The organism is Pseudomonas sp. MF5691 (assembly GCF_016405645.1).
GTDB classification, from domain to species: Bacteria; Pseudomonadota; Gammaproteobacteria; order Pseudomonadales; family Pseudomonadaceae; genus Aquipseudomonas; species Aquipseudomonas shahriarae.
On record NZ_JAEKDC010000040.1, the window covers coordinates 1 to 25193 of the forward strand.

Here is a 25193-nt window from a genome sequence, read left to right on the forward strand (position 1 = left end):
TCTAGTCGCGTAGACTCGTCGGCAGCTGCAGATGACTAGAAGAGCCGGATACAGGTACCGACTGATCCACCCCCTTCGCGAGCAAGCCCGCTCCCACAATGGATCTGTGTTAATGCCAAGACCGGTGTTTGCCGCAACCGGCAGAACTCCGCCGTTTTTCCGACTCGTCCTGCCCCTCCAATAATCCTTGATACGCCCCAACCCCTTGCCCCGCCTGCCTTTCCCCGACTTTTAAAAAGTTGGTGCGCAAATTGCTAAAGACTCCTCAGTACATCGGTGGGCGGCAAACGTCCGTCAGTAAGAGGAATGAGCGTGGACAAATACCTTTATGTGGCAATGACCGGCGCCAGCCAGAATGCTCTGGCGCAAAAGGCCCATGCCAACAACCTGGCGAACATTTCCACCAACGGTTTTCAGCGTGACCTGGAGCAGGCCCGTTCGATGCCGGTGTTTGGTGACAGCTTTCCGGCGCGGGCGTTTGCCCTGACCGAGCGTCCTGGTACCGATTTTTCTCCGGGTTCGATGGTCGAGACCGGCCGTGACCTGGACGTTGCCGTCGGCGGCGATGGCTGGATCGCCGTGCAAACCCCTGATGGCGGCGAAGCCTACGTGCGCACCGCGAGCATGAATATCGACGCACTGGGCGTGCTGCGGGCCGGCAACGGCATGCCGATCATGGGCAATGGCGGGCCGATTTCGGTGCCGCCCGAGCAGAAGGTCGAAGTCGGCGAAGACGGCACCATCAGCATCCGCGCCATGGGCGAAGGCCCACGGGTGATGGCAGAGGTGGACCGCATCAAGCTGGTCAAGCCGGACCTGGCCAATATGACCAAGGGCCTGGATGGCGCGATCCACACCAAGGACGGCCAGCCGGCGGTGGCCGATGCCAGCGTCAAGGTGAATTCGGGCTTCCTGCAGTCGAGCAACGTCAATGCCGTCGAAGAAATGACGGCGGTGCTGGCCCTGTCCAAGCAGTTCGAATTGCACGTGAAAATGATGAACAGCGCCAAAGAAGACGACCAGGCCATGACTCGCGTCATGCAGATGAGCTGATTGCAGCGCCACTGACTACTAATTTTGTAACGCGGCGCCTACAAACAGGCGCACGAAGGAGAACAGCATGCTTCCGGCTCTATGGGTTGCCAAAACCGGTCTGTCCGCCCAGGACACCAACCTGACCGTTATTTCCAACAACCTGGCGAACGTTTCGACCACGGGCTTCAAACGTGATCGCGCCGAGTTCCAGGACCTGCTCTATCAGATCAAGCGCCAGCCGGGTGCGCAGTCGACCCAGGACAGCGAATTGCCGTCGGGCCTGCAAGTGGGTACCGGTGTGTCCATCGTCGGCACCCAGAAGAACTTCACCGCCGGCAACCTGCAGCAAACCGGGCAGCCGCTGGACATGGCGATCAATGGCCGTGGTTTCTTCCAGATCCTGCAGCCGGATGGCACTACCTCCTACACCCGTGACGGCACCTTCCACCTGGACTCCAACGGCCAGGTCGTGACCGCCAACGGTTTTGCCCTGGAGCCGGCGATTGTCGTGCCCAACGATGCCCAGACCTTCACGGTCGGTGCCGACGGCACCGTGTCTGTCACCATCGCCGGCAACCCGGCGTCGCAAGTGATCGGCAACCTGCAGACCGCCGACTTCATCAACCCGGCCGGCCTGCAAGCCACCGGTAACAACCTGTTCCTGGAAACCGCTGCCAGCGGCGCGCCGCAAGTCGGCACGCCGGGCCTCAACGGGTTTGGCACCACCCTGCAAAGCACCCTGGAAACCTCCAACGTCAGCACCGTGGAAGAGATGGTCAACATGATCACCACCCAGCGTGCCTACGAGATGAACTCCAAGGTGATTTCCACCGCCGACCAGATGCTTTCGTTCGTTACGCAGAATCTGTAATCCAGTCTATGGGGCGCTCATAAGGCGCCTGCAACACCGTGAGGTAAGGGTCATGAGTCGCTTTGTTTCTGTTCTGGCATTGAGTGGGATTGCCGTGCTCGCGGGCTGTGTCGCCCCGACGCCAAAACCCAATGACCCGTACTACGCGCCGGTGTTGCCGCGCACGCCACTGCCAGCCGCTGCCAACAATGGCTCGATCTACCAGGCCGGTTTTGAGCAGAACCTGTACAGCGACCGCAAGGCGTTCCGTGTTGGCGACATCATCACCATCACCCTCAACGAGCGCACCACGGCGAGCAAGAACGCCAACTCCCAGGTTGCCAAGAACAGCAAGACCGGCATCGGCCTGACCTCGCTGTTTGGCGGTGGCTTGAACACCAACAACCCCCTGGGCAGTGGTGACTTGAGCCTGGACGTGGGCTACAGCGGCGACCGCGCCACCAACGGCAGCAGCAAGGCCGGGCAGGGCAACAGCCTGGTGGGCTCGATCACCGTGACCGTGGCCGACGTGCTGCCCAACGGCATCATTGCCGTGCGCGGCGAGAAGTGGATGACCCTCAACACCGGTGACGAACTGGTGCGCATCGCCGGCATGGTGCGCGCGGACGATATCGCCACCGACAACACCGTGCCGTCCACACGGATTGCCGATGCACGCATTACCTATTCGGGTACGGGTTCGTTTGCCGACGCCAGTCAGCCGGGTTGGTTCGACCGTTTCTTCCTTAGCCCGCTGTTCCCTTTCTAGGTGATCACTTTGAATCTCAAACAGCTGATGGCAGCGGTGTTGTTGCTCTCCCTGAGCGTTGCTGTCCAGGCCGAACGCCTGAAGGACATCGCCAGTATTTCCGGGGTGCGCAGCAACCAGTTGATCGGCTACGGCCTGGTGGTGGGGCTCAACGGCACGGGCGACCAGACCACCCAGACCCCGTTCACCCTGCAGACCTTCAACAACATGCTCTCGCAGTTCGGGATCAAGGTGCCGCCAGGTTCGGGCAACGTGCAGTTGAAGAACGTCGCGGCGGTGTCGATCAGTGCCGATCTGCCGGCGTTCTCCAAGCCGGGGCAGGTGGTGGACATCACCGTATCCTCCATTGGTAACTCGAAAAGCCTGCGTGGCGGCACCTTGCTGATGACGCCGCTCAAAGGTATCGACGGCAACGTCTACGCCATCGCCCAGGGCAACCTGGTGGTGGGCGGGTTTGATGCCGAAGGGCGCGACGGTTCGAAGATCACCGTCAACGTGCCATCGGCCGGGCGGATTCCTGGCGGCGCCACGGTGGAACGTACCGTGCCCAGCGGTTTCAACCAGGGCAACAGCCTGACCCTGAACCTCAACCGTTCGGACTTCACCACCGCCAAGCGTGTGGTCGACAAGATCAACGATATGCTCGGCCCAGGCGTGGCCCAGGCCATCGACGGCGGCTCGATCCGCGTGACTGCGCCGCTGGACCCGAGCCAGCGTGTGGACTACCTGTCGATCCTGGAAAACCTTGAGGTCGATCCGGGCCAGGCGGTGGCCAAGGTCATCATCAACTCGCGTACCGGCACTATCGTGATCGGCCAGAACGTCAAGGTGTCGCCGGCGGCCGTGACCCACGGCAGCCTGACCGTGACCATTACCGAAGACCCGATTGTCAGCCAGCCCGGGCCGTTGTCCGGTGGCCAGACCGCCGTGGTCCCGCGTTCGCGGGTCAATGCCCAGCAAGAAGCCAAGCCGATGTTCAAGTTCGGTCCCGGCACCACCCTGGACGAGATTGTCCGTGCGGTGAACCAGGTGGGCGCGGCGCCCGGCGACTTGATGGCGATCCTCGAAGCCCTGAAACAGGCCGGCGCCTTGCAAGCCGACCTGATCGTGATTTGAGGCCATGGCCATGGATATGCGCAAGAGCGGTATCGCCAGCACGGCAGACTCGGGGTCCTACTCCGACCTGAACCGGCTTAACCAGCTCAAGTTCGGCGACAAGAACAGCGACGGCAACATGCGCAAAGTGGCGCAGGAATTCGAGTCGCTGTTTCTCAATGAGATGCTCAAATCCATGCGCTCGGCCACCGATGCCCTGGGCAAGGACAACCCGCTGAATACTCCGGCGGCCAAGCAGTATCAGGAAATGTACGACCAGCAACTGGCGGTCTCGCTGTCTCGCGAGGGTGGCGGTATCGGCCTGGCGGACGTTTTGCTGCGTCAGATGCAAAAGAACAAGCCGGTGGAAGGGCAGGCCTCGACCCTGCAGGGCCCGGACGCGGCAGAGAAGAAAGTCGACGTGCCGACCCCGATTGCCGCCGGCACCCAGGCGGATGGCCCGTTGGGTCGTTCCAATGGCCAGCGTGCGCTGTGGGCGGCGCGGGTCGAAGTGGCGCCGCGTGTCGATGAAGGCACCCTGCGCAATGACATGGCGCTGATGAATCAGCGCCGCATCGCCTTGCCGAGCAAACTCACCGATCGCCTGCTGGCCGGTATCGTGCCGGGCGTCGAGGCGGCGGGCGCCGCCAAGGCTGCGCCACTGCGCAACAGCGCCGCCGAAGATGGCGTGATCAACGGTGCTGCGCGCACCTTTGCCGCCCGCGATTCGCGCATGCAGATTTACGGCCGCGCCGTGGCCCAGCCACCGCTGGCCCCGGCGAAAAAAGCCTTCAGTTCGCAAGACGAGTTTGTCGCCACCATGCTGCCCATGGCCAAGCAGGCGGCCGAGCGCATCGGCATCGACCCGCGCTACCTGGTGGCCCAGGCTGCCCTGGAAACCGGCTGGGGCAAATCGGTAATGCGCCAGCAAGACGGCAGCAGCAGCCACAACCTGTTTGGCATCAAGGCCGGGCAGAGCTGGCAGGGCGCCCAGGCGCGGGCGATCACCAGCGAGTTTCGCAATGGCGAGATGGTCAAGGAGACGGCGCAGTTCCGTTCCTACGACTCGTACCAGGACAGCTTTCACGACCTCGTGACTTTGTTGCAAAGCAATGAAAGATATAAAGAAGTCTTGAAGTCGGCCGATAACCCGGAACAGTTTGTACGCGAGTTGCAAAAAGCCGGGTATGCAACGGACCCGGCGTACGCCAGCAAGATTTCGCAGATCGCCAAAGCCATGAACAGCTACCAAAACTACGCTGCCGCTGGCGCATCCACTCATTTATAAGGTTTGAACCATGGGTTTGCTCAATATCGGGATGTCAGGACTCAATGCGGCTCAGGGATCGCTTGCGACCTTGAGTAACAACATTGCCAACGCCAAGACCCCTGGATACTCGCGTCAGCAGACCATGCAGACCGCCAATGGCATGTCCGCGGCCGGTGGGGTGTTCGTCGGCACCGGCACTACGCTGTCGGATGTACGCCGGGTGTACAACCAGTTCCTCGACACCCAGTTGCAGACCACCACGTCGCTGAATTTTGATGCCAAGGCCTACCTGGACCAGATCGGTTCGGTGGACAAGTTGCTGTCCGACAAGTCCACCGGTGTCGGTGCGGCCTTGAACAGCTTCTTCGCCGCGTTGCAGACGTCTTCGGCCAACCCCAGCGACAACTCCGCGCGCCAGTTGGTCTTGACCATTGCCCAGACTCTGGGCAACCGCTTCAACTCGATTGCGACCGAACTGAACAAACAGAAAGAAGGCATCAACAGCCAGTTGGAGACCATCACCGGCCAGGTCAATCAGTTGACCTCCTCGATTGCCTCCCTCAACCAGCAAATCTTCCAGGCCAAAGGCCAGGGCAACGGCGAGCCGGCGAACCTGCTGGATGCACGCAACGAAGCGGTGCGTTCGCTCAACGAACTGGTAGGGGTCAAGGTCACTGAGTCGGACGGCCATTTCAATGTCTCCCTGGGTACCGGGCAGACCCTGGTCGCGGACGGTGTGTCGAACAAGCTGTCGGCGGTGCCGAGCAAGGACGACAAGAGTCAGTACTCGGTGGTGTTGACCGCCAGCGGGCAACCCATGGACGTCAGCTCGGTGATCAGCGGTGGCTCCATCGGCGGCTTGCTGCGTTATCGCCAGGATGTGCTGATGCCGGCCATCAACGATCTGGGGCGTACCGCCATGGTGGTCGGCGAGGCCATCAATACCCAGCTGGGGCAGGGCCTGGACGCCAACGGGCAGTTCGGCGCCGCGCTGTTCAATGACATCAACAGCGTATTTGCCATTGGCCAGCGCAGTGTTGGCGGCTCGAATAACAGTGCCGGCTCCGGCAACCTGAACGTCACGATCAAAGACACCAGCAAACTGAGCACCTTTGACTACAAGGTGACCTTCAGTGACGACAAGAATTACACCGTGCTGCGTTCGGACGGTAAGTCCATGGGCACCTTCGACATCACCCAAACGCCACCGGAGATCGACGGCTTCACCCTGGCCCTGGATGGCAAGGGCCCGGTGGCTGCTGGCGATACGTTCAAGGTCAGCCCGACCGCCGGTGGCGCGATGGACCTCAAGGTGGTGATGACCGATCCCAACAAGCTGGCGTTTTCTGCGCCGCTGTTGGCCGAGGGCAACAAGAACAACAGTGGTACTGGCGTGTTTGATCCGCCGACGCTGAGCTTGCCCCTGGATATCCATGGCGGCGCCGGCACCGCACAGCTGGAAGCGGCGATCAAGGGCGCGATGCCGGTCAAGATGACGTTTGGCGAGCGTGCCGCCGATGGCACCCAGAGCTATGTGATCAATAACGCCCAGGGCCAGCCCATTGGCACCGGCACCATCGTGCCGGGCCAGGACAACAAGCTGACGATCAACGTGCCGTACGTAGACGGTAATGGCGACCCACAGACATTCGGGGTCGACACGGTCATCCGTGGTGAGCCGAAGCCGAACGATAGCTACACCGTGTCGTTCAACAGCGGCGGCAAACTGGACAACCGCAATGCCTTGCAACTGCTCGACCTGCAAACCCGCAAGACCGTGGGCGCCACCGATGGCAATGCCGGCGTGAGCATGAGCACCGCGTACAGCCAGTTGGTCTCGTCCGTGGGCGGCAAGGCCAGCCAGGCCAACGTCGATAACAATGCGACCGGGGCCATGCTCGCGGCCGCCACCTCCAATCGCAGCTCCGTGTCCCAGGTCAACCTGGACGAGGAGGCCGGCGATATGATCCGTTTCCAGCAGTACTACACCGCGTCGTCGCAGATCATTAAAGCTGCGCAAGAAACCTTCAGCACGCTGATCAACAGTCTTTAAGGGAGTTTGAGACGATGCGAATCTCGACCGAACAGTATTTCAATACCACGACTGCGCGTTATACCAACAACTTCTCCAACGTCACCAAGACCCAGCAGCAGATCGACTCCGGCGTGCGCATCCAGACGGCGGCAGATGATCCGGTGGGCGCGGCGCGTTTGCTGCTGCTGCAGCAGCAGCAGGATATGTTGGGGCAGTACGCGGGCAATATCAGCAGCATGAAGAACTCGCTTAACAGCGAGGAAAGCGTGCTTGCCAGTATCGACACCGCCCTGGCGCGCGCGGGTGAGTTGTCGCTCAAGGTGGCGGGCAAGGGCGGTGGCGGTATCAGCGATGACGACCGCAAGGCCGTTGCCGCCGAGATTGGTGAAATCGAGAAGCAGGTCCTGAGCTTGCTTAACAGCAAGGATTCGTCCGGCCATTACCTGTTTGCCGGCGGCAAGAGCGACACCCCGCCATACGCTCGCAACAGCGACGGCACCTACAGCTATCAGGGCGATGAAACGCCGCTGAGCCTGAAGGTTTCCGACACCTTGTCGATGGTGGTCAATGACACCGGCAAGTCGATCCTGGAAGGCACTGTCAATGCGGGGCGTACCCAGGCGACCGGTTCGGTCAACGATGGCAAGGTGCTGGTTTCGGGCGGCATCGTCACGTCGCCGTCGACTTATGACAGCAGCTTCACTGACGGCCAACCATACAAACTGACCTTCCTCAGCAGCACCGAATACACCGTGACGGATGCGGCGGGCAACGACATCACCGCGCAAACCCCGGGCAACGGCAAGTTCGATGCGACCAAGGAAGGCAGTGCTTCTGTCACCGTGCGCGGCGTGACTTTTGATGTCGACCAGAACCTGGGGGACGCCAAGCCCGGTGCTGAGGCTGACGCGGTGTACAAGGACCGTGAATTCACTCTGCAAAGCAAGCCGGACAGCTTCAGTGTCTCGCGTACGCCGAGCAACCAAACCTCGGCGCAGTTGTCGGGCGGCACCGTCACCAGCCAGGCGGACTACAGCAGCACCTTCCCGAACAAAGGCGCGGTGATCAAATTTACCTCGACCACAGAATATGAGGTGTATGCCCAGCCGATCACCGCCGATAGCAAGCCGGTTTCCAGCGGCACTGTGGTGCCTGGTACGCCAGCCCAGCCGGGTCCACCGCCTGTGCCCGCCACGCCAGACAGCATCACGGCAGCTGGCGTGAAGTTTGACATCACCGGCGCACCGGGCACCGGTGACCAGTTCGCCGTGGGCTCCAACACCCACAAGACGCAAAATGCCCTGGATACCCTCAGCCAACTGCGCCAGGCCCTGGAAACCCCTTCTGACGGCGACCCGATTGCCCAGGCCAAGCTGACCGATGTGGTCAATGCTGCCATTACCAATATCAAGGCCTCCCAGGCCCAGGTTGATGGGGTGCGGGGCTCCATTGGTGCGCGGTTGAATTCGCTGGCGATCCAGGAGACGGAGAACACCAGCATGGTGCTGGCCAACAAATCGACCACCGCCGCCATTGGTGATACCGATGTGGCTACCGCCTCGATTGACCTGGCGTTCCAGAAGGCAATGCTGGAGGCCTCGCAGCTGGCCTTTGTGAAAATCTCCCAGTTGAGCCTGTTCAGCCGGATGTAATCGGCCTGGCAAGACCCGACGGCCCACCCTGGAAACAGGGTGGGCCGTTGTCGTTTCTGGCGCAGGCTTTTAAGCAAAGCGCACAAAAATGAGTGACCTATGAGTCATAAAGCGCATCTTCACTGTATCGTGTGAAAAGGCCAGGGCATCTTTCAGGCCCAGGTCAAGGCGACTTCGATGGTTTTTTGCGGGGTTATCCCCTTTATTGTCAGCGCCCCTGAAGGATTTTCAGGGGTGTTCTCCAGCTATTTTGTATTGGGAAGCCACAATGATTGGCATAAAAAGCATCGCCAGCTACGTGCCGGCAGAAGGGCTGGACAACTACGCCCAGGGTGCAAAATTCGCCAAGGATGAAGAGTTCATCATTGGCAAGATCGGCTCGGCATTCCTGCCGCGCAAGGATGTTGCACAGGAAACCTCGGATTTGTGCGTTGAGGCGGTCAATGCCTTGTTTGCCAACAACCCCGAGCTCAAGCGTGAGTCGATCGACGCGCTGATCGTCGTGACCCAGAACGGCGACGAAGAAGGGCTGCCGCACACCGCCGCCATCGTCCAGGACAAACTGGGCCTGCCGACCCACGTCGCGGCTTTCGATATTTCCCTGGGCTGTTCCGGGTATGTCTACGGCATCTACGCGATGAAAGGCTTTATGGAAGCCGCCGGCCTGAAAAACGGCCTGCTGGTGACTGCCGACCCGTACTCGAAGATCGTCGACCCGGAAGACCGCAACACCACCATGCTGTTCGGCGACGCCGCCACCGCCACCTGGATGGGCGAAGACGCCCCCTGGCAGTTGGGCAAGGCCAAGTTCGGCACCGACGGCTCCGGCGCACCGCATTTGAAGGTCAGCGATGGCGTGTTCTTCATGAACGGCCGCCAGGTTTTCAACTTTGCCCTGCTGAAGGTGCCAGCGCACCTGCACGAGCTGCTCAACGAGTCCGACCTCAAGGCCGATGATATTGACGCGTTCTGCATCCACCAGGGCAGCGCGGCGATTGTCGACGCCGTGGCGCGGCGTTTTGAAGATGCGCCGGTGGAGAAATTCATCAAGGACATGGTCGAGACCGGCAACACCGTGTCGTCGAGCATTCCGCTGCTGCTGGAAAAGCACGTGATGGACGCCGAGTGGAAGTGCGTCGCCCTGAGCGGGTTTGGCGTGGGCCTGTCGTGGGGCTCGGCGATTATCTATCGGCCGTGATGCTTTGATAGGCTGCATAAAAAACGCCCAGGGTCGAAAGATCATGGGCGTTTTTTTATGCGGGTGTCGAGGCGGGGTTCTGGCGCCAGTAACCCGTGATTGCTGGCATTTTGACCATCTATAAGGCCTTGAAATACAAGGGGTGGCACAGGGCTAGCAAAAAAACTCAAAAAAATCCTCAAGCAACCTGCATTCACGACGATAACTATTACGAAGGTTCTCTAGGCCACACCCGGCGGTTGCCAGGGCCGGAAGCCGCAGTATCCAACTCACGAGGATTTCGTCATGGCAATGTCCGTAAACACCAACATCACTTCCCTGGGCGTCCAGAAGAACCTGAACAAAGCATCCGACGCTTTGAGCCAGTCGATGAACCGTCTGTCTTCCGGCCTGAAAATCAACAGCGCCAAAGACGACGCTGCTGGCATGCAGATCGCCAACCGTCTGAACAACCAGGTCAAAGGCCTGAACGTTGCCATCGCTAACGCCAACAACGGTGTTTCGATCGCCCAGACCGCTGAAGGCGCAATGCAAGAATCCACCAACACCCTGCAGCGTCTGCGTGAACTCGCCCTGCAAGCGGCGAACGGTGATAAAAGCGACGCTGACCGTGTTTCCCTGCAACAAGAGTTCACCGCTAAAGTGGGCGAGCTGACCCGTATCGCCAACACCACCACCTTCGGTGGTCGTAACCTGCTGGACGGTTCGTTCAACAACGTAGCGTTCCAGATCGGCGCCAACGCCAACGAGACTATCTCGTTCGGTATGACCGACATCAGCTCCACAGCTTTGAAGGGGCAGTACAGCGAAGCCAGCGTGAACGGCGGGGCGACTGTCGGCCTGAGCGCGACGGCCACTGGTTCGGTATTGGGGGCTTCGGTTGCCGGCACGGCTGTAGCTGACGCTGCTCTTTTGGCTGCTGGCGATAAAATCAGCATCAATGGTAAGGAAATTACCTTCGGTGCAGCAGCAGCTGTAGCCGGTGGTGGTAATGTCACCAGCGAAGCCTTAGCAAAAATCAATGCACAGACTTCCAGCACTGGCGTTACCGCATCGCTGGATGGCAGCAAAATCGTTCTCAAGTCTGATAAGGCGATTGACCTTGCAGATGTGGGTACTGGAACGACTTTAGCCGCGTTGGGTCTGACGGAAGCAGTTACCACACCACCTAAGGTCGCTACTGGCGCGCTTGCTCTGGGCGGCGAAATCGCGATCAATGGTCAGTCTGTCCAGTGGGATGCAGCTGACCCGATCTCCGATGTGATCACCAGTATCATTGCTCTAGACGGTGTTAAAAGTGCCGGATTCGGTTCTGATGGGCGTTTCTCGATCACGTCTGACGAAGGCAAGGACATTCAACTCAGTAACGTAGCAGCTGGTTCGCTGTCTCAGTTGGGTCTGTCGGCTGGCACCTCCCAGGCCAAGCTGACTGCTGATACCTCCTTGAGTCTGAATGGCGTAGAAGTGAAGTTCAAGAAGGGTGATACCGCCGACGCCATAGTGTCGTCGATCAACAGTGCAAGCACTGGTGTTACTGCCAGCAAAAATTCGGATGGCAGCCTGGCTCTGTTCTCCAAAACTGATATCGTCATTGCCGACGGCAGCGCGGGCACTGGCCTGACTGCTCTGGGTCTGACTCCAGGTACCACTTCGTCCACTACTCTGGAAACTACTGTTGCCGACCTGAGCATCCTGACCGCAGCCAGCTCGCAACAGGCTATCCAGGCTCTAGACGGTGCCATGCAGCAAATCGACAGCCAGCGTTCGCAGCTGGGTGCGGTGCAAAACCGTTTCGCCAGCACCGTGGCCAACCTGCAGAGCATTTCGCAGAACTCCTCGGCTGCCAAAGGCCGCGTAGAAGACGCTGACTTCGCTTCCGAAGCCGCTGAACTGACCAAGCAACAAACCCTGCAACAGGCTTCCACTGCGATCCTGTCCCAGGCCAACCAACTGCCATCCGCTGTACTGAAGCTGCTTCAGTAATATCGGCTAGCGGTTAATCAACGGGAGGGTGCGTCTAACGTGCCCTTCCGTTTTTTCAGTTTGGAGGTGATGACATGGACATGAGCATCAAGCTGAACGCGTCATACCCGGCTGCTACCACCCAGGCTCCCGCCACGGCTGCGACCCAGGCCAAGCCTGTCCCGCAGGCCGAGACCGAACCCGCCGAGGAGCCACAGCGCGTGGCATTGGAAAAAGCTGTTACCGATATGCGTGAGTTTGTGCAGGCTTCACAGCGCAACCTGGATTTTTCCATCGATGACTCCACCGGCAAAGTAGTGGTCAAGGTGATCGCTACCGACAGTGGCGAAGTGATTCGACAAATTCCATCGGAGACTGCGCTGAAGCTGGCGCAGAACCTGAGCGATGCCAGCAGCCTGTTGTTTGATACAAGGGCTTGAGTTGGCACGAAACATGTTTCTAATTGCTGCTTGGGCGTTCGTACGCCAAAAAAGCGGCAACCGCAGGACAAGGAGAGTAGCAAATGGCTAGTTCAACGATTTCCGGCCCAGGTTCGGGCTACGACACCCAAGCCATCGTCAAGGCGTTGGTGGGGGCCGAGCGCGCGCCCAAAGAGGCGCAGATCACCGCCCAGCAGAAAGACACCACCGTCAAACTGTCGGCTGTGGGCTCTGTGAAAACGGCGCTGGAAGCCTACCAGGCGGCAATCACCAAGTTGAACAACCAGGCCGCCTTCAATGGCCTGGCCGCCACGTCCTCCGAAGAAAAAAACGCCAAGGTCACCCTGGGTGACGGTGCGGCCCCTGGCAAATACCTCCTTGAGGTCGAGAGTCTGGCTACCTCGTCGAAGGTCTCCAGCAAAGTGATCGAAGGTGGCGCCTCGGGCAAGGCCAACGCCAGCGATGAGACCCAGACGCTGACGATTACCCAATCGGGTAAAAGCTACGATGTATTGGTGGCGGGTGGTGCGACCCTGCAAGAGGTCCGCGAATCCATCAATACCCAGCTCTCTGCCCAAGGCATCAGCGCCAACGTACTGAGCGACTCCAACGGAGGGCGTCTGGTACTGACCTCCAATACCAGTGGTGTAGGGACCGACATCACCCTCAGTGGCGACTCGGAACTGGCGGTCGGTTATGACAAGGGTAAAGCGCCGGTAAACGCCATCTACTCCATCGATGACGTCAAGATGGAGTCCACCAGCAACAAGATCACGTCTGCGATCAGCGGCGTGACCCTGGAGTTGCTGGATGGCGATCTGACCAAGAAGGTCACGCTTACCGTAGCCAGCAACACCGACACCCTGAAGACCTCGGTGCAGTCGTTCGTCACCGCCTATAACACGTTGATGACCGCCATCAACACCCAGACCAAGGTCACCGCCACCGGCGATGCTTCTACCACTACAGCGGGGGCCTTGACCGGTGATGCGTCGATGCGTCAGTTGGTGTCCAGCCTGCGTTCCGAACTGGTCAACGGCAAGGGCGTGGGCAGCATTAGCAGCCTGGCCCAGATGGGCATCACCACTGACCAGAAAACCGGCTTGCTGAGCCTGGAAGACAAGACCTGGGACAAGGCCGTGGTCAAGGGTGCTGGTGACATTGCCAAGATGTTCACTGGCGATACCGGCCTGATCACGCGCATGAACAAGGCGACCAGCAGCTATGTCGGTACCACCGGCACCCTGGCGACCCGTGCGACAGATCTCAACAACAAGCTGACTGATCTGACCACTGAAAAGGTTGACCTGGACCGCCGCATGGAAGCCCTGCAGAAGTCCCTGTCGGCCAAGTACACCGCCATGGACACGATGATCGCGCAGATCAACTCCCGCAGTTCCAGCATCATGACCACCCTCAACGCGCTGAACAATCCTAAGTCGAACTGATGAATGGTGCGCCCGCAGGCCCTGAAAAAGGGCCCGGGCACTCGGTGAGGGATTAAAGTTTTTCTCGGTACAGTCGAAAAACTACTTAAGCAATCCTATTTGACTGTGGCCTGTAACGAGGTAGCAACATGAACCCTATGAGAGCCCTTCGCCAATACCAGAAGGTCAATTCCCACGCCCAGATCTCCGAAGCCAGCCCGCACCGTCTGGTGCAGATGCTGATGGAAGGCGGCCTCGATCGCATGGCTCAGGCCAAGGGCGCATTGAGCCGTGGTGATATCGCCCAGAAGGGCCTGATGCTGGGCAAGGCGATTGAAATCATCTCCGGCCTGCGTGATGGCCTGGAGCCGGAAAAAGCCGAAGATCCAGCGGCGGTGCAGCAACTGGATGCGTTGTACGAGTACATGAGTAACCGTCTGGTTGAGGCCAATAGCGTCAACGATGCCGACATGATCGACGAAGTCGCACGGTTGTTGATTACTGTCAAAAGTGGCTGGGATGCCATCGCGCCACAATAGGGCCGTCGGCCTTGAGGAACACAGCATGAGCCACGCACTGCAACGGATCGACGAAACCCGCGACGCCTTGGTTGGCGCGCTGGCAGAGCGCAATTGGGATGCGATCAGCGAATTGGACATGGGCTGCCGTGTCTGGATCGACGAGGTGCTCAGCGAAGCGCCGGTGGACGAGGACGCGCTGCGGGAGAAGCTGGAGAGCCTGTTAGCGGTCTACCAGCAGTTGCTGGAAGTGACGACCGGCGAGCGCCAGGCGATATTTGAAGAGATGTCGCAGATCAACCAAGCGAAAAATGCGTCAAAGGTTTACCATCTGTTCGGCTGATCTGGCTCAGTTAATCCGAACATGGTGCGTCATAAATTTGACTGTTCGCATAATTTTGACTTAACTAGTGCTATTTTCAGACGTCAGGTATCCGTAGCGCAGAAAACGCCTACAGCTATCTAGATTGCCCCGATTCGAGGGCATTTGAGTTTTACTAGGGAAGTTGCTATTGCATGTGGCGTGAAACCAAAATTCTGCTGATCGATGACGATAGCGTTCGCCGCCGCGACCTGGCGGTGATTTTGAATTTTCTTGGCGAAGAAAATTTGCCCTGCGGCAGCCATGATTGGCAGCAGGCTGTCAGCTCTTTGTCGTCGAGCCGTGAAGTCATCTGTGTGCTGATCGGGACGGTAAACGCTCCTGGCGCAGTTCTGGGCCTGTTAAAGACACTCTCAACCTGGGATGAGTTCCTTCCGGTGTTGCTGATGGGTGATATTTCTTCCGTGGATTTGCCGGAAGACCAGCGCCGCCGTGTACTTTCCACCCTGGAAATGCCCCCCAGCTACAGCAAATTGCTCGACTCCCTGCACCGTGCCCAGGTCTATCGCGAGATGTACGACCAGGCCCGCGAGCGCGGACGTCACCGCGAACCCAACCTGTTCCGCAGCCTGGTCGGCACCAGCCGTGCGATTCAGCACGTGCGCCAGATGATGCAGCAAGTGGCCGATACCGACGCCAGCGTGCTGATCCTCGGCGAGTCAGGCACCGGCAAGGAAGTGGTCGCGCGTAACCTGCATTACCACTCCAAGCGCCGTGACGGACCTTTTGTGCCGGTCAACTGCGGGGCGATCCCGGCAGAACTGCTCGAAAGCGAACTGTTCGGCCACGAGAAGGGCGCCTTTACCGGGGCGATCACCAGCCGTGCCGGGCGTTTTGAGCTGGCCAACGGTGGCACCCTGTTCCTCGACGAAATCGGCGATATGCCGTTGCCGATGCAGGTCAAGCTGCTGCGCGTGTTGCAGGAGCGCACCTTCGAGCGCGTGGGCAGCAACAAGACCCAGAGTGTCGATGTGCGCATCATTGCCGCGACGCACAAGAACCTCGAGAGCATGATCGAGGTCGGCAGCTTCCGCGAAGACCTGTACTACCGCCTCAACGTATTCCCCATCGAGATGGCCCCGCTGCGCGAGCGTGTGGAAGACATCCCGTTGCTGATGAATGAACTGATTTCGCGCATGGAGCACGAAAAGCGCGGCTCGATCCGTTTCAACTCCGCCGCGATCATGTCCCTGTGCCGCCACGGCTGGCCGGGCAACGTGCGCGAGCTGGCCAACCTGGTGGAGCGCATGGCAATCATGCATCCATACGGGGTGATCGGCGTGGTCGAGCTGCCCAAGAAGTTCCGCTACGTCGATGACGAAGACGAGCAGCTGGTGGACAGCCTGCGCAGTGATCTCGAGGAACGGGTGGCGATCAATGGCCATACCCCGAACTTCGGCGCCACCGCCATGCTGCCGCCCGAAGGCCTAGACCTGAAGGACTACCTCGGCAGCCTCGAACAAGGGCTGATCCAGCAAGCCTTGGACGACGCCAATGGCATCGTTGCCCGCGCCGCCGAGCGCCTGCGCATCCGCCGCACCACGCTGGTAGAGAAGATGCGCAAGTACGGCATGAGCCGTCGTGAAGGTGATGAACAGGCGGATGATTGACGCCTGTTTTTTAACTCGCTGAAAAATAAGGATATTTTTTCCGGCACGGGTATTGCTTTAGCACTCGCAACGTTCCGTTTAACTGACGGTCAGCCAAGCGAGAGAGCACGATGCCCCACGCCGCCCACCTTTCTTCAGTCCCTGACACCCAGGGACTTGTCCCGTCCGTAGAGCAGATCAGCCGGCAAGGGCTTGAGCAGGCGTTTTCGCTGTTCAGCCAGATGTCCAGCCAGTTGACAGACTCCTACAGCCTGCTGGAAGCCCGGGTTTCGGAGCTCAAGGGCGAGTTGGCGGTGGTCAGTGCCCAGCGCATGCAAGAGCTGGCCGAGAAAGAGCGCCTGGCCAACCGTCTGCAAAACCTCCTCGACCTGTTACCCGGTGGCGTGATCGTGATCGACGACCAGGGCCGCGTACGCGAAGCCAACCCCGCGGCCTGCGACCTGCTGGGCCTGCCGCTGGAAGGCGAGCTGTGGCGCCATGTCATCACCCGCTGCTTTGCCCCCCGTGAAGACGACGGCCACGAAATTTCCCTCAAGGATGGGCGCCGCCTGTCCATCGCCACCCGTTCCCTTGACGCTGAGCCCGGCCAGTTGGTGCTGCTCAACGACCTGACGGAAACCCGGCACCTCCAAGACCAATTGGCGCGCCATGAGCGCCTGTCGTCCCTGGGGCGGATGGTCGCTTCTTTGGCGCATCAGATTCGCACACCGCTGTCCGCCGCGTTGATCTACGCCAGTCATTTGACTGATGAGCAATTGCCGGCCGCCACCCATCAGCGGTTTGCCGGACGGCTCAAGGAGCGCCTGCATGAGTTGGAGCACCAGGTACGCGACATGCTGGTCTTCGCCCGGGGCGAGTTGCCGCTGACCGACCGGGTCACGCCCGCCGCCTTGCTGCAGGCGCTGCAGGCCGCCGCTGCCACCCATGTCCAGGAAGCCTCGGTGCGCTGGCAGTGCGACAGTCATTGGGGTGAGTTGCTGTGTAACCGTGACACCCTGGTGGGTGCGCTGCTCAACCTGATCGAAAACGCCAGCCAGGCCAGCGGCCCGGGTGCGTGCCTCAAAGTGCACCTGTACAGCCGCGAGCAAACCCTGCGCCTGTGCATCAGCGACAGCGGCAGTGGGATTGATCCGGCGGTGTTGCAGCGCCTGGGTGAACCCTTTTTTACCACCAAGACCAATGGTACCGGCCTCGGGCTGACCGTGGTCAAGGCAGTGGCCCGTGCCCATCAGGGAGAATTGCACTTGCGTTCCCGTGTGGGGCGCGGCACCTGTGCATTGATAACGCTGCCGCTGTTTTCCGGCGCGGCCAGCGCGGAGTAAAGAACACGCATACGACCTGTGGTGAGGGGGCTTGCCCCCCCCCTCACCACGGGGCACCAAATGCAGTTGCCTTTTCAAAAACCTTGGAAAGGATGGGAGTAAGGATAAATGGCTATCAAGGTTTTACTGGTTGAAGACGATCGCGCCCTGCGTGAAGCACTGGCTGACACGCTGCTGTTGGCGGGCCATGACTATCGGGCGGTCGGTTCGGCCGAGGAAGCCTTGCAGGCCGTGGAGCAAGAGTCCTTCAGCCTGGTGGTCAGCGACGTCAATATGCCCGGCATGGACGGCCACCAGTTGCTCGGCCTGCTGCGCGCACGCCAGCCGCAACTGCCGGTGCTGTTGATGACCGCCCACGGCGCGGTGGAGCGCGCCGTCGATGCCATGCGCCAGGGCGCGGCGGACTACCTGGTCAAGCCCTTCGAACCCAAGGCCCTGATTGAGCTGGTGGCGCGCCATGCGCTTGGTGTCGTGGGTGTGGCAGACGGCGAGGGCCCGATTGCTGTCGAGCCGGCCAGTGCGCAATTGCTGGAGCTGGCGGCCAAGGTCGCCCGCAGTGATTCCACGGTGCTGATCTCCGGCGAGTCCGGCACCGGCAAGGAAGTGTTGGCGCGCTACATCCACCAGCAATCTCACCGCGCCAGCCAGCCGTTTATCGCGATCAACTGCGCGGCGATCCCCGACAACATGCTCGAAGCCACCTTGTTCGGCCATGAAAAAGGCTCGTTCACCGGCGCCATCGCCGCCCAGGCCGGCAAGTTCGAGCAGGCCGATGGCGGCACCATCCTGCTCGACGAAATCTCCGAAATGCCCCTGGGCCTGCAAGCCAAGCTGCTGCGCGTGCTGCAAGAGCGCGAAGTGGAGCGGGTGGGCGCGCGCAAGCCGATCCAGCTGGATATCCGCGTGGTCGCCACCACCAACCGCGACCTTGCTGGCGAAGTGGCAGCAGGGCGCTTCCGGGAAGATCTGTTCTATCGGCTCTCGGTGTTCCCGTTGGCCTGGCGCCCGTTGCGTGAACGCCCGGCCGATATCGTGCCGCTGGCCGAGCGCCTGTTGAGCAAGCACGTCAATAAAATGAAGCACGCTCAGGCGCGCCTGTCGGCCGAAGCCCAGGCTTGCCTGATCAGTTACCCATGGCCCGGCAACGTGCGCGAGCTGGACAACGCGATCCAGCGCGCGCTGATTTTGCAGCAGGGCGGTCTGATCCAGCCCCAGGACTTCTGCCTGGCCGTCGGCGCCGGCAGCGCTCCAATGCCGAGCCTGGCCCCGGCCCCGCAGGAAAGCGCCCCGGCCGAGGCCGCTGGTGGTCTTGGCGACGACCTGCGTCGCCGTGAATTCCAGATGATCATCGACACCCTGCGCGCCGAGCGTGGCCGCCGCAAAGAAGCGGCCGAGCGCCTGGGCATCAGCCCCCGCACCCTGCGCTACAAGCTGGCGCAAATGCGTGATGCCGGGATGGATGTGGAAGCATTCCTTTTCGCGAGCTGAGATACACATCAGCTGACAAGGTTTGTCGGCTTTTCTTACGAGTTGCCAAGGAGCTGGCACCCTTGTTGCTACTACCCGTACTAACCGCTGCGTAGTGTCAAAAAATTGCGGGTCGTCGGAGAGAGAAGTTCATGAGCCAAGGTGTTGAGTTCAATCGGTTGATGTTGGATATGCGATCCATGCAAATGGACGCCATGTCCCAGCCGAAATCCGTCGCACAAGCGCCGGAATTGGGCCAAAGCAGCTTTGCCGATATGCTCGGTCAAGCCATCAACAAAGTCAGCGATACCCAGCAGGCCTCCAGCCAACTGTCGACGGCCTTTGAAATCGGCAAGAGCGGCGTGGACCTCACCGACGTGATGATCGCTTCGCAGAAAGCCAGCGTTTCCTTCCAGGCCTTGACCCAGGTGCGTAACAAGCTGGTTCAGGCTTATCAAGACATCATGCAGATGCCGGTTTAAGGACGAGATTTAAGTCATGGCAGAAGCAGTCGTGGATAACGTACCCGCCAAGACAGACGGCAAACCGCCGCTGTTTGGCCTGTCGTTCCTGGAAAACCTCTCCGAAATGACCATGTTGCGTCAGGTGGGCCTGATGGTCGGCCTGGCTGCCAGCGTGGCAATTGGTTTTGCCGTGGTGTTGTGGTCCCAGCAGCCCGATTACCGGCCGCTCTATGGCAGCCTGGCGGGGATGGACGCCAAGCAGGTCATGGAAACCCTGGCCGCCTCCGATATTGCCTACACCGTCGAGCCCAACTCCGGCGCCTTGCTGGTCAAGGCCGACGACGTCGCCCGTGCCCGCTTGAAGCTGGCCGCCGCCGGCGTGGCACCGACCGATGGCAATATCGGTTTTGAGATTCTCGATAAAGACCAGGGCCTGGGTACCAGCCAGTTCATGGAAGCCACCCGCTACCGTCGCGGCCTGGAAGGCGAGCTGGCACGTACCATCGCCAGCCTGAATAACGTCAAGGGTGCCCGTGTGCACCTGGCCATCCCGAAAAGCTCGGTATTCGTACGCGACGAACGCAAGCCCAGCGCTTCGGTACTGGTCGAGCTGTTTGCCGGGCGCTCCCTGGAACCGGGTCAGGTCCTGGCCATCGTCAATCTGGTGGCGACCAGCGTTCCCGAGTTGAGCAAATCACAGATCACCGTGGTCGACCAGAAAGGCAACCTGCTCTCCGACCAGGCGGAAAACTCCGCGCTGACCATGGCCGGCAAGCAGTTCGATTACAGCCGTCGCATGGAAAGCATGCTCACCCAGCGCGTGCACAACATCCTGCAGCCGGTACTGGGCAACGACCGCTACAAGGCCGAAGTGTCTGCCGATGTGGACTTCAGTGCTGTCGAGTCGACCTCCGAGCAGTTCAACCCCGACCAGCCGGCTCTGCGCAGCGAGCAATCGACCAGCGAACAGCGCACTGCCGCCAATGGTCCTCCGCAAGGCGTACCCGGCGCCCTGAGCAATCAGCCGCCAGCCCCGGCCAGTGCCCCGCAAACCACCGGCGGCGCCGCCGCGACCGCCAGCGCGATCCAGCCCGGCCAGCCGCTGTTGGACGCCAACGGCCAGCAAATCATGGACCCGGCCACCGGCCAGCCAATGCTCGCGCCATACCCGGCTGACAAGCGTCAGCAGTCCACCAAGAACTTCGAGTTGGACCGCTCGATCAGTCACACCAAGCAACAGCAAGGGCGCTTGAACCGCCTGTCGGTGTCGGTGGTGGTGGATGACCAGGTCAAGATCAACGCCGCCAACGGCGAAACCACCCGTGCGCCGTGGACCGCCGATGAATTGGCGCGCTTCACACGCCTGGTGCAGGACGCCGTGGGCTTCGATGCCAGCCGTGGCGACAGTGTCAGCGTGATCAACATGCCGTTCTCCCTGGAGCGCGGTGAGGTGATCGCCGATATTCCGTTCTACTCTCAACCCTGGTTCTGGGACATCGTCAAACAAGTGCTGGGGGTGTTGTTCATCCTGGTGCTGGTGTTCGGCGTGCTGCGCCCTGTGCTCAACAACATCACCGGCCACGGCAAGAAGCAGCTGGCGCCGTTCGGCGATGTCGAGTTGGGTGGCATGGGCGGCCTGGATGGCGAACTGGCCAACGACCGCGTCAGCCTCGGCGGGCCGCAGAGCATTCTGCTGCCAAGCCCGAGTGAAGGGTATGACGCGCAGTTGAATGCAATCAAAAGTCTGGTGGCAGAAGACCCGGGTCGTGTGGCCCAGGTCGTGAAAGAGTGGATCAACGCAGATGAGTGATAATCGAGCCTCTGTTGCCAAGCTGACCCGGGTCGACAAAGCCGCCGTGCTGCTGCTGTCCCTGGGTGAGACCGACGCTGCCCAAGTGCTGCGCCATATGGGCCCCAAGGAAGTGCAACGGGTCGGCGTGGCCATGGCGCAGATGCGCAATGTGCACCGCGAGCAAGTCGAGCAGGTGATGAGCGAGTTCGTCGAGATCGTCGGCGACCAGACCAGCCTGGGTGTCGGCTCCGACAGCTACATCCGCAAGATGCTCACCTCGGCCCTGGGCGAAGACAAAGCCAACGGCCTGATCGACCGCATCCTGCTGGGCGGCAACACCAGCGGCCTCGACAGCCTCAAGTGGATGGAACCACGGGCGGTGGCGGACGTGATCCGTTACGAGCACCCGCAGATCCAGGCGATTGTCGTGGCCTACCTGGACCCGGACCAGGCCGGCGAAGTGCTCGGCCATTTCGACCACAAGGTGCGCCTGGACATCATCCTGCGCGTCTCGTCGTTGAACACCGTGCAACCGGCGGCCTTGAAAGAACTGAACACCATTCTGGAGAAGCAGTTCTCCGGCAACTCCAACGCGGCCCGTACCACCCTGGGTGGTATCAAGCGCGCGGCCGACATAATGAACTTCCTCGACAGCTCGGTGGAAGGCCAGTTGATGGACTCGATCCGCGAGATCGACGACACCCTGTCGGTGCAGATCGAAGACCTCATGTTCGTGTTCAACAACCTGTCCGATGTCGACGACCGTGGCATCCAGGCGTTGCTGCGTGAAGTGTCCTCCGATGTGCTGGTGCTGGCCCTCAAGGGCTCGGACGAGGGCGTCAAGGAAAAGATTTTCAAGAACATGTCCAAGCGTGCCTCGGAACTGTTGCGCGACGACCTCGAAGCCAAGGGCCCGGTGCGCGTCAGCGACGTGGAAACCGCACAGAAAGAAATCCTCACCATTGCCCGCCGTATGGCCGAAGCCGGAGAAATCGTTCTCGGCGGGAAGGGCGGCGAAGAAATGATTTAAGGCGCAGCGCATGTCGAACAATGATGAGACGCCCAGCGATCTGATTCGCGCCCGGGACGTCGGCGGGTTCGACGTCTGGTCGCTGCCCAGCTTCGACCCGCATAAGCCTGAGCCCGAGCCTGAGCCGGTCGAAGAAGTGCCGGTGGAGATGGAAGAAGTGCCCCTGGACGAAGTCCAGCCACTGACCCTTGAAGAGCTCGAAAGCATCCGCCAGGAGGCTTACAACGAAGGCTTTGCCACCGGCGAGAAAGAAGGGTTTCACAGCACCACGCTCAAGGTCCGCCAGGAAGCTGACGCGGCCCTGAGTGCCAAGCTGGCCAGCCTGGAACGCCTGATGGGCAGCCTGTTCGCGCCGATTGCCGAGCAGGATTCACAGTTGGAAAAGTCCATGGTGGGCCTGGTGGAACACATCACCCGCCAGGTTATCCAGCGTGAGCTGGTGCTGGACTCCAGCCAGATTGAAAGCGTGATGCGCGAAGCCCTCAAGTTGCTGCCCCTGGGCGTTGGCAATGTGCGGCTGTACATCAACCCCCAGGATTTCGAGCAGGTCAAAGCCCTGCGCGAGCGCCATGAGGAGACTTGGCGGATTGTCGAGGATGCCGCGTTGCAGCCTGGCGGTTGCCGGGTCGAGACCGAGCACAGTCGTATCGACGCTACGGTCGAGACGCGCATTACGCAGATCATGGCCAAGCTGTTCGACCAGTTGCACGAGCAGGTGCTGCATCCGGCGGCGCCCGACCTGAGCATCGACCTGGACGCCCCGGATGCGCCTTGACCGCACCAGCTTCGCCAAACGCCTGGGCGCTTATGCCGAAGCCACCGAGTTGCCTGGCCAACCGATCCTAGAGGGCCGCCTGCTGCGCATGGTCGGCCTGACCCTCGAAGCCGAGGGCCTGCGCGCCGCCATGGGCAGCCGCTGCCTGGTGATCAACGATGACAGCTACCACCCGGTGCAGGTGGAAGCGGAAGTCATGGGCTTTTCCGGCAGCAAGATATTCCTGATGCCGGTGGGCAGTCTTGCCGGTATCGCACCGGGGGCGCGGGTCGTGCCACTGGCCGATACCGGGCGCCTGCCGATGGGCATGAGCATGCTCGGCCGGGTACTCGACGGCGCCGGCCGCGCCCTCGACGGCAAGGGCGGGATGAAGGCCGAAGACTGGGTGCCAATGGACGGCCCGACCATCAACCCGCTCAAGCGCAACCCCATCAGCCAGCCGCTGGACGTGGGTATTCGCTGTATCAACGGTTTATTGACGGTCGGTCGCGGCCAGCGCCTGGGCCTGTTCGCCGGTACCGGTGTGGGCAAGAGTGTGCTGCTGGGCATGATGACGCGCTTTACCGAGGCCGACATTATCGTGGTCGGCCTGATCGGCGAGCGGGGCCGTGAGGTCAAGGAGTTCATCGAGCATATCCTCGGTGAAGAGGGCCTCAAGCGCTCGGTCGTGGTGGCCTCGCCGGCGGACGATGCGCCGCTGATGCGTCTGCGCGCGGCTATGTATTGCACGCGGATTGCCGAATATTTTCGCGACAAGGGCAAGAATGTCCTGTTACTGATGGACTCCCTCACCCGTTTCGCCCAGGCCCAGCGGGAAATCGCCCTGGCCATTGGCGAGCCGCCAGCAACCAAGGGCTATCCGCCGTCGGTATTTGCCAAGTTGCCCAAGCTGGTGGAGCGGGCGGGTAATGCCGAGGCCGGTGGTGGTTCGATCACGGCGTTCTACACCGTACTCTCTGAAGGCGATGACCAGCAGGACCCGATTGCCGACTCGGCGAGGGGCGTGCTTGACGGGCATATCGTGCTGTCCCGGCGCCTGGCCGAGGAAGGGCACTACCCGGCCATTGATATCGAAGCGTCCATCAGCCGGGTGATGCCGTCGGTGGTTAGCGCCGAGCATATGACCCGCGCCCAGCAGTTCAAGCAGTTGTGGTCGCGCTACCAACAGAGTCGCGACCTGATCAGCGTGGGGGCCTATGTGGCCGGTGGCGACCGCGAGACCGACCTGGCGATTGCCCTGCAACCGCAACTGGTGACCTACCTGCGCCAGGGCCTGAACGACAATATCAGCATGGCCGAAAGCGAAGCGCACCTGGCGTCGGTGTTCGCCCCTGCGCCTGGCGGTTAACCGGCCATGGCAACCAGTCGCGCCGCGCGCCTTGCTCCCGTGGTGGAGATGGCCGAAAGCGCCGAACGCACCGCCGCCCAGCGCCTGGGGCATTTCCAGGGCCAGGTGCGCCTGGCCGAGAGCAAGCTCGGTGACCTGGAGCGCTTTCGCGGCGAATACCAGCAGCAGTGGATTGACCGCGGCAGCAAGGGTGTTTCCGGGCAGTGGCTGATGAACTATCAGCACTTTCTCAACCAGTTGGAAAGCGCCGTCGGCCAGCAGCGCCAGAGCCTGGCCTGGCACCAGAACAACCTCGACAAAGCCCGCGAAGGCTGGCAACAGGCCTACGCCCGGGTCGAGGGCTTGCGCAAGCTGGTGCAGCGTTACATCGATGAGGCGCGGGCCCTGGAGGACAAGCGCGAGCAGAAGTTGCTCGATGAACTGTCCCAGCGCCTGCCGCGCCAGGATCAGTACTAGCCGCGTCGGTAGGCAAAAATTGCGATAGCCATGAGTATCTACGTGACTTGCTCTTTTTGGGTTGTTGGGGGGGTGTACATATCCATTGCTGCGGTTATGGCGGCTATTGGTTCCGCCCTTACGGCGGGTCACTTTCGAAGAGCGCGAAAGTAACCAAAGCGCTTTTGCCGGTATGACTCACCCACATGGGTTACAAATCAGTTCACGCACATAGGTAACAGTTATTAACTGGCAGGGTCGATTTTGTGAGGATCTGACCATGCCCTGGGAAGAGCTGAAACCTATGGACCTCAAAG

Annotated in this window: 22 protein-coding genes; all 22 read left to right on the forward strand. The window is 60.7% G+C overall.

Annotation, left to right across the window (positions count from 1 at the left end; translation table 11 throughout):
* Positions 1 to 312 precede the first annotated feature (312 nt).
* A complete protein-coding gene (locus JFT44_RS27695; RefSeq protein ID WP_057438904.1) occupies positions 313 to 1053 on the forward strand; it encodes a flagellar basal body rod protein FlgF in 741 nt (246 codons plus the stop codon).
* Positions 1054 to 1120: 67 nt separating this feature from the next.
* The gene (gene flgG, locus JFT44_RS27700) at positions 1121 to 1906 is read left to right on the forward strand and encodes a flagellar basal-body rod protein FlgG (RefSeq protein ID WP_057958870.1); all 786 of its coding nucleotides are present in this window, start codon (positions 1121 to 1123) and stop codon (positions 1904 to 1906) included.
* Between the two features lie 52 nt (positions 1907 to 1958).
* Positions 1959 to 2654, forward strand: coding sequence for a flagellar basal body L-ring protein FlgH (gene flgH / locus JFT44_RS27705; RefSeq protein WP_032859002.1), 696 nt, complete (start codon positions 1959 to 1961; stop codon positions 2652 to 2654).
* Between the two features lie 27 nt (positions 2655 to 2681).
* Positions 2682 to 3770, forward strand: a complete 1089-nt coding sequence (locus tag JFT44_RS27710) for a flagellar basal body P-ring protein FlgI (RefSeq protein ID WP_169989961.1) — start codon at positions 2682 to 2684, stop codon at positions 3768 to 3770.
* 4 nt (positions 3771 to 3774) lie between these two features.
* Positions 3775 to 5037 (forward strand): flagellar assembly peptidoglycan hydrolase FlgJ, encoded by a 1263-nt coding sequence (gene flgJ / locus JFT44_RS27715; RefSeq protein WP_169989953.1) that lies wholly within the window; start codon positions 3775 to 3777, stop codon positions 5035 to 5037.
* A gap of 10 nt (positions 5038 to 5047) precedes the next feature.
* Entirely contained in the window at positions 5048 to 7072 is a 2025-nt protein-coding gene (gene flgK, locus JFT44_RS27720; protein WP_057958872.1) for a flagellar hook-associated protein FlgK, read from the forward strand.
* A gap of 14 nt (positions 7073 to 7086) precedes the next feature.
* Positions 7087 to 8706 carry a flagellar hook-associated protein 3 gene (locus tag JFT44_RS27725; RefSeq protein ID WP_057438794.1) on the forward strand — a complete coding sequence of 540 codons (1620 nt, stop codon included), beginning with the start codon at positions 7087 to 7089 and terminating at the stop codon, positions 8704 to 8706.
* 268 nt (positions 8707 to 8974) lie between these two features.
* The gene (locus JFT44_RS27730; RefSeq protein WP_198831453.1) at positions 8975 to 9904 is read left to right on the forward strand and encodes a ketoacyl-ACP synthase III; all 930 of its coding nucleotides are present in this window, start codon (positions 8975 to 8977) and stop codon (positions 9902 to 9904) included.
* A 285-nt stretch (positions 9905 to 10189) separates the two neighbouring features.
* A complete protein-coding gene (locus JFT44_RS27735) occupies positions 10190 to 11887 on the forward strand; it encodes a flagellin (RefSeq protein ID WP_120732227.1) in 1698 nt (565 codons plus the stop codon).
* Between the two features lie 74 nt (positions 11888 to 11961).
* Positions 11962 to 12306 (forward strand): flagellar protein FlaG, encoded by a 345-nt coding sequence (locus JFT44_RS27740; protein WP_120732229.1) that lies wholly within the window; start codon positions 11962 to 11964, stop codon positions 12304 to 12306.
* Positions 12307 to 12389: 83 nt separating this feature from the next.
* Positions 12390 to 13754: a flagellar filament capping protein FliD gene (gene fliD / locus JFT44_RS27745; RefSeq protein ID WP_120732231.1), complete on the forward strand. Its 1365-nt coding sequence runs from the start codon at positions 12390 to 12392 to the stop codon at positions 13752 to 13754.
* A gap of 128 nt (positions 13755 to 13882) precedes the next feature.
* Positions 13883 to 14272: a flagellar export chaperone FliS gene (gene fliS, locus JFT44_RS27750; protein WP_120732233.1), complete on the forward strand. Its 390-nt coding sequence runs from the start codon at positions 13883 to 13885 to the stop codon at positions 14270 to 14272.
* Positions 14273 to 14297: 25 nt separating this feature from the next.
* Positions 14298 to 14594 carry a flagellar assembly protein FliT gene (locus tag JFT44_RS27755; RefSeq protein WP_057438799.1) on the forward strand — a complete coding sequence of 99 codons (297 nt, stop codon included), beginning with the start codon at positions 14298 to 14300 and terminating at the stop codon, positions 14592 to 14594.
* A 173-nt stretch (positions 14595 to 14767) separates the two neighbouring features.
* Positions 14768 to 16243, forward strand: a complete 1476-nt coding sequence (locus JFT44_RS27760; protein ID WP_057960246.1) for a sigma-54 dependent transcriptional regulator — start codon at positions 14768 to 14770, stop codon at positions 16241 to 16243.
* Positions 16244 to 16353: 110 nt separating this feature from the next.
* Positions 16354 to 17565 (forward strand): PAS domain-containing sensor histidine kinase, encoded by a 1212-nt coding sequence (locus JFT44_RS27765; protein ID WP_120732235.1) that lies wholly within the window; start codon positions 16354 to 16356, stop codon positions 17563 to 17565.
* Positions 17566 to 17673: 108 nt separating this feature from the next.
* Complete coding sequence (locus JFT44_RS27770) at positions 17674 to 19053, forward strand: sigma-54 dependent transcriptional regulator (protein ID WP_057960245.1); 1380 nt, start codon at positions 17674 to 17676, stop codon at positions 19051 to 19053.
* Between the two features lie 131 nt (positions 19054 to 19184).
* The gene (fliE, locus tag JFT44_RS27775) at positions 19185 to 19514 is read left to right on the forward strand and encodes a flagellar hook-basal body complex protein FliE (RefSeq protein WP_057438803.1); all 330 of its coding nucleotides are present in this window, start codon (positions 19185 to 19187) and stop codon (positions 19512 to 19514) included.
* Between the two features lie 16 nt (positions 19515 to 19530).
* On the forward strand, positions 19531 to 21306 hold the full coding sequence (fliF, locus tag JFT44_RS27780; RefSeq protein ID WP_198818166.1) for a flagellar basal-body MS-ring/collar protein FliF: 1776 nt from the start codon (positions 19531 to 19533) through the stop codon (positions 21304 to 21306).
* Positions 21299 to 22318, forward strand: coding sequence for a flagellar motor switch protein FliG (gene fliG / locus JFT44_RS27785; protein ID WP_029292514.1), 1020 nt, complete (start codon positions 21299 to 21301; stop codon positions 22316 to 22318). The genes fliF and fliG overlap by 8 nt, the downstream gene beginning before the upstream one ends.
* 10 nt (positions 22319 to 22328) lie before the next feature.
* Positions 22329 to 23093: a flagellar assembly protein FliH gene (fliH, locus tag JFT44_RS27790; protein WP_198831454.1), complete on the forward strand. Its 765-nt coding sequence runs from the start codon at positions 22329 to 22331 to the stop codon at positions 23091 to 23093.
* Positions 23083 to 24441 (forward strand): flagellar protein export ATPase FliI, encoded by a 1359-nt coding sequence (gene fliI / locus JFT44_RS27795; protein WP_057438806.1) that lies wholly within the window; start codon positions 23083 to 23085, stop codon positions 24439 to 24441. Before fliH ends, fliI begins: the two co-directional genes overlap by 11 nt.
* Positions 24442 to 24447: 6 nt before the next feature.
* Positions 24448 to 24897, forward strand: coding sequence for a flagellar export protein FliJ (fliJ, locus tag JFT44_RS27800; RefSeq protein WP_057444567.1), 450 nt, complete (start codon positions 24448 to 24450; stop codon positions 24895 to 24897).
* Positions 24898 to 25193: the final 296 nt, after the last annotated feature.

What these genes read in the sequence shown, in the direction of transcription:
- flgK (WP_057958872.1), top strand. Translation starts at nt 5,048, where the DNA reads ATGGGTTTGCTCAATATCGGGATGTCAGGACTCAATGCGGCTCAGGGA.
- JFT44_RS27730 (WP_198831453.1), top strand. Translation starts at nt 8,975, where the DNA reads ATGATTGGCATAAAAAGCATCGCCAGCTACGTGCCGGCAGAAGGGCTG.
- JFT44_RS27765 (WP_120732235.1), top strand. Translation starts at nt 16,354, where the DNA reads ATGCCCCACGCCGCCCACCTTTCTTCAGTCCCTGACACCCAGGGACTT.
- flgG (WP_057958870.1), top strand. Translation starts at nt 1,121, where the DNA reads ATGCTTCCGGCTCTATGGGTTGCCAAAACCGGTCTGTCCGCCCAGGAC.
- fliG (WP_029292514.1), top strand. Translation starts at nt 21,299, where the DNA reads ATGAGTGATAATCGAGCCTCTGTTGCCAAGCTGACCCGGGTCGACAAA.
- fliE (WP_057438803.1), top strand. Translation starts at nt 19,185, where the DNA reads ATGAGCCAAGGTGTTGAGTTCAATCGGTTGATGTTGGATATGCGATCC.
- JFT44_RS27770 (WP_057960245.1), top strand. Translation starts at nt 17,674, where the DNA reads ATGGCTATCAAGGTTTTACTGGTTGAAGACGATCGCGCCCTGCGTGAA.
- JFT44_RS27760 (WP_057960246.1), top strand. Translation starts at nt 14,768, where the DNA reads ATGTGGCGTGAAACCAAAATTCTGCTGATCGATGACGATAGCGTTCGC.
- JFT44_RS27735 (WP_120732227.1), top strand. Translation starts at nt 10,190, where the DNA reads ATGGCAATGTCCGTAAACACCAACATCACTTCCCTGGGCGTCCAGAAG.
- fliF (WP_198818166.1), top strand. Translation starts at nt 19,531, where the DNA reads ATGGCAGAAGCAGTCGTGGATAACGTACCCGCCAAGACAGACGGCAAA.
- JFT44_RS27740 (WP_120732229.1), top strand. Translation starts at nt 11,962, where the DNA reads ATGGACATGAGCATCAAGCTGAACGCGTCATACCCGGCTGCTACCACC.
- fliJ (WP_057444567.1), top strand. Translation starts at nt 24,448, where the DNA reads ATGGCAACCAGTCGCGCCGCGCGCCTTGCTCCCGTGGTGGAGATGGCC.
- fliH (WP_198831454.1), top strand. Translation starts at nt 22,329, where the DNA reads ATGTCGAACAATGATGAGACGCCCAGCGATCTGATTCGCGCCCGGGAC.
- flgH (WP_032859002.1), top strand. Translation starts at nt 1,959, where the DNA reads ATGAGTCGCTTTGTTTCTGTTCTGGCATTGAGTGGGATTGCCGTGCTC.
- flgJ (WP_169989953.1), top strand. Translation starts at nt 3,775, where the DNA reads ATGGCCATGGATATGCGCAAGAGCGGTATCGCCAGCACGGCAGACTCG.
- JFT44_RS27710 (WP_169989961.1), top strand. Translation starts at nt 2,682, where the DNA reads ATGGCAGCGGTGTTGTTGCTCTCCCTGAGCGTTGCTGTCCAGGCCGAA.
- fliD (WP_120732231.1), top strand. Translation starts at nt 12,390, where the DNA reads ATGGCTAGTTCAACGATTTCCGGCCCAGGTTCGGGCTACGACACCCAA.
- JFT44_RS27755 (WP_057438799.1), top strand. Translation starts at nt 14,298, where the DNA reads ATGAGCCACGCACTGCAACGGATCGACGAAACCCGCGACGCCTTGGTT.
- fliI (WP_057438806.1), top strand. Translation starts at nt 23,083, where the DNA reads ATGCGCCTTGACCGCACCAGCTTCGCCAAACGCCTGGGCGCTTATGCC.
- JFT44_RS27725 (WP_057438794.1), top strand. Translation starts at nt 7,087, where the DNA reads ATGCGAATCTCGACCGAACAGTATTTCAATACCACGACTGCGCGTTAT.
- fliS (WP_120732233.1), top strand. Translation starts at nt 13,883, where the DNA reads ATGAACCCTATGAGAGCCCTTCGCCAATACCAGAAGGTCAATTCCCAC.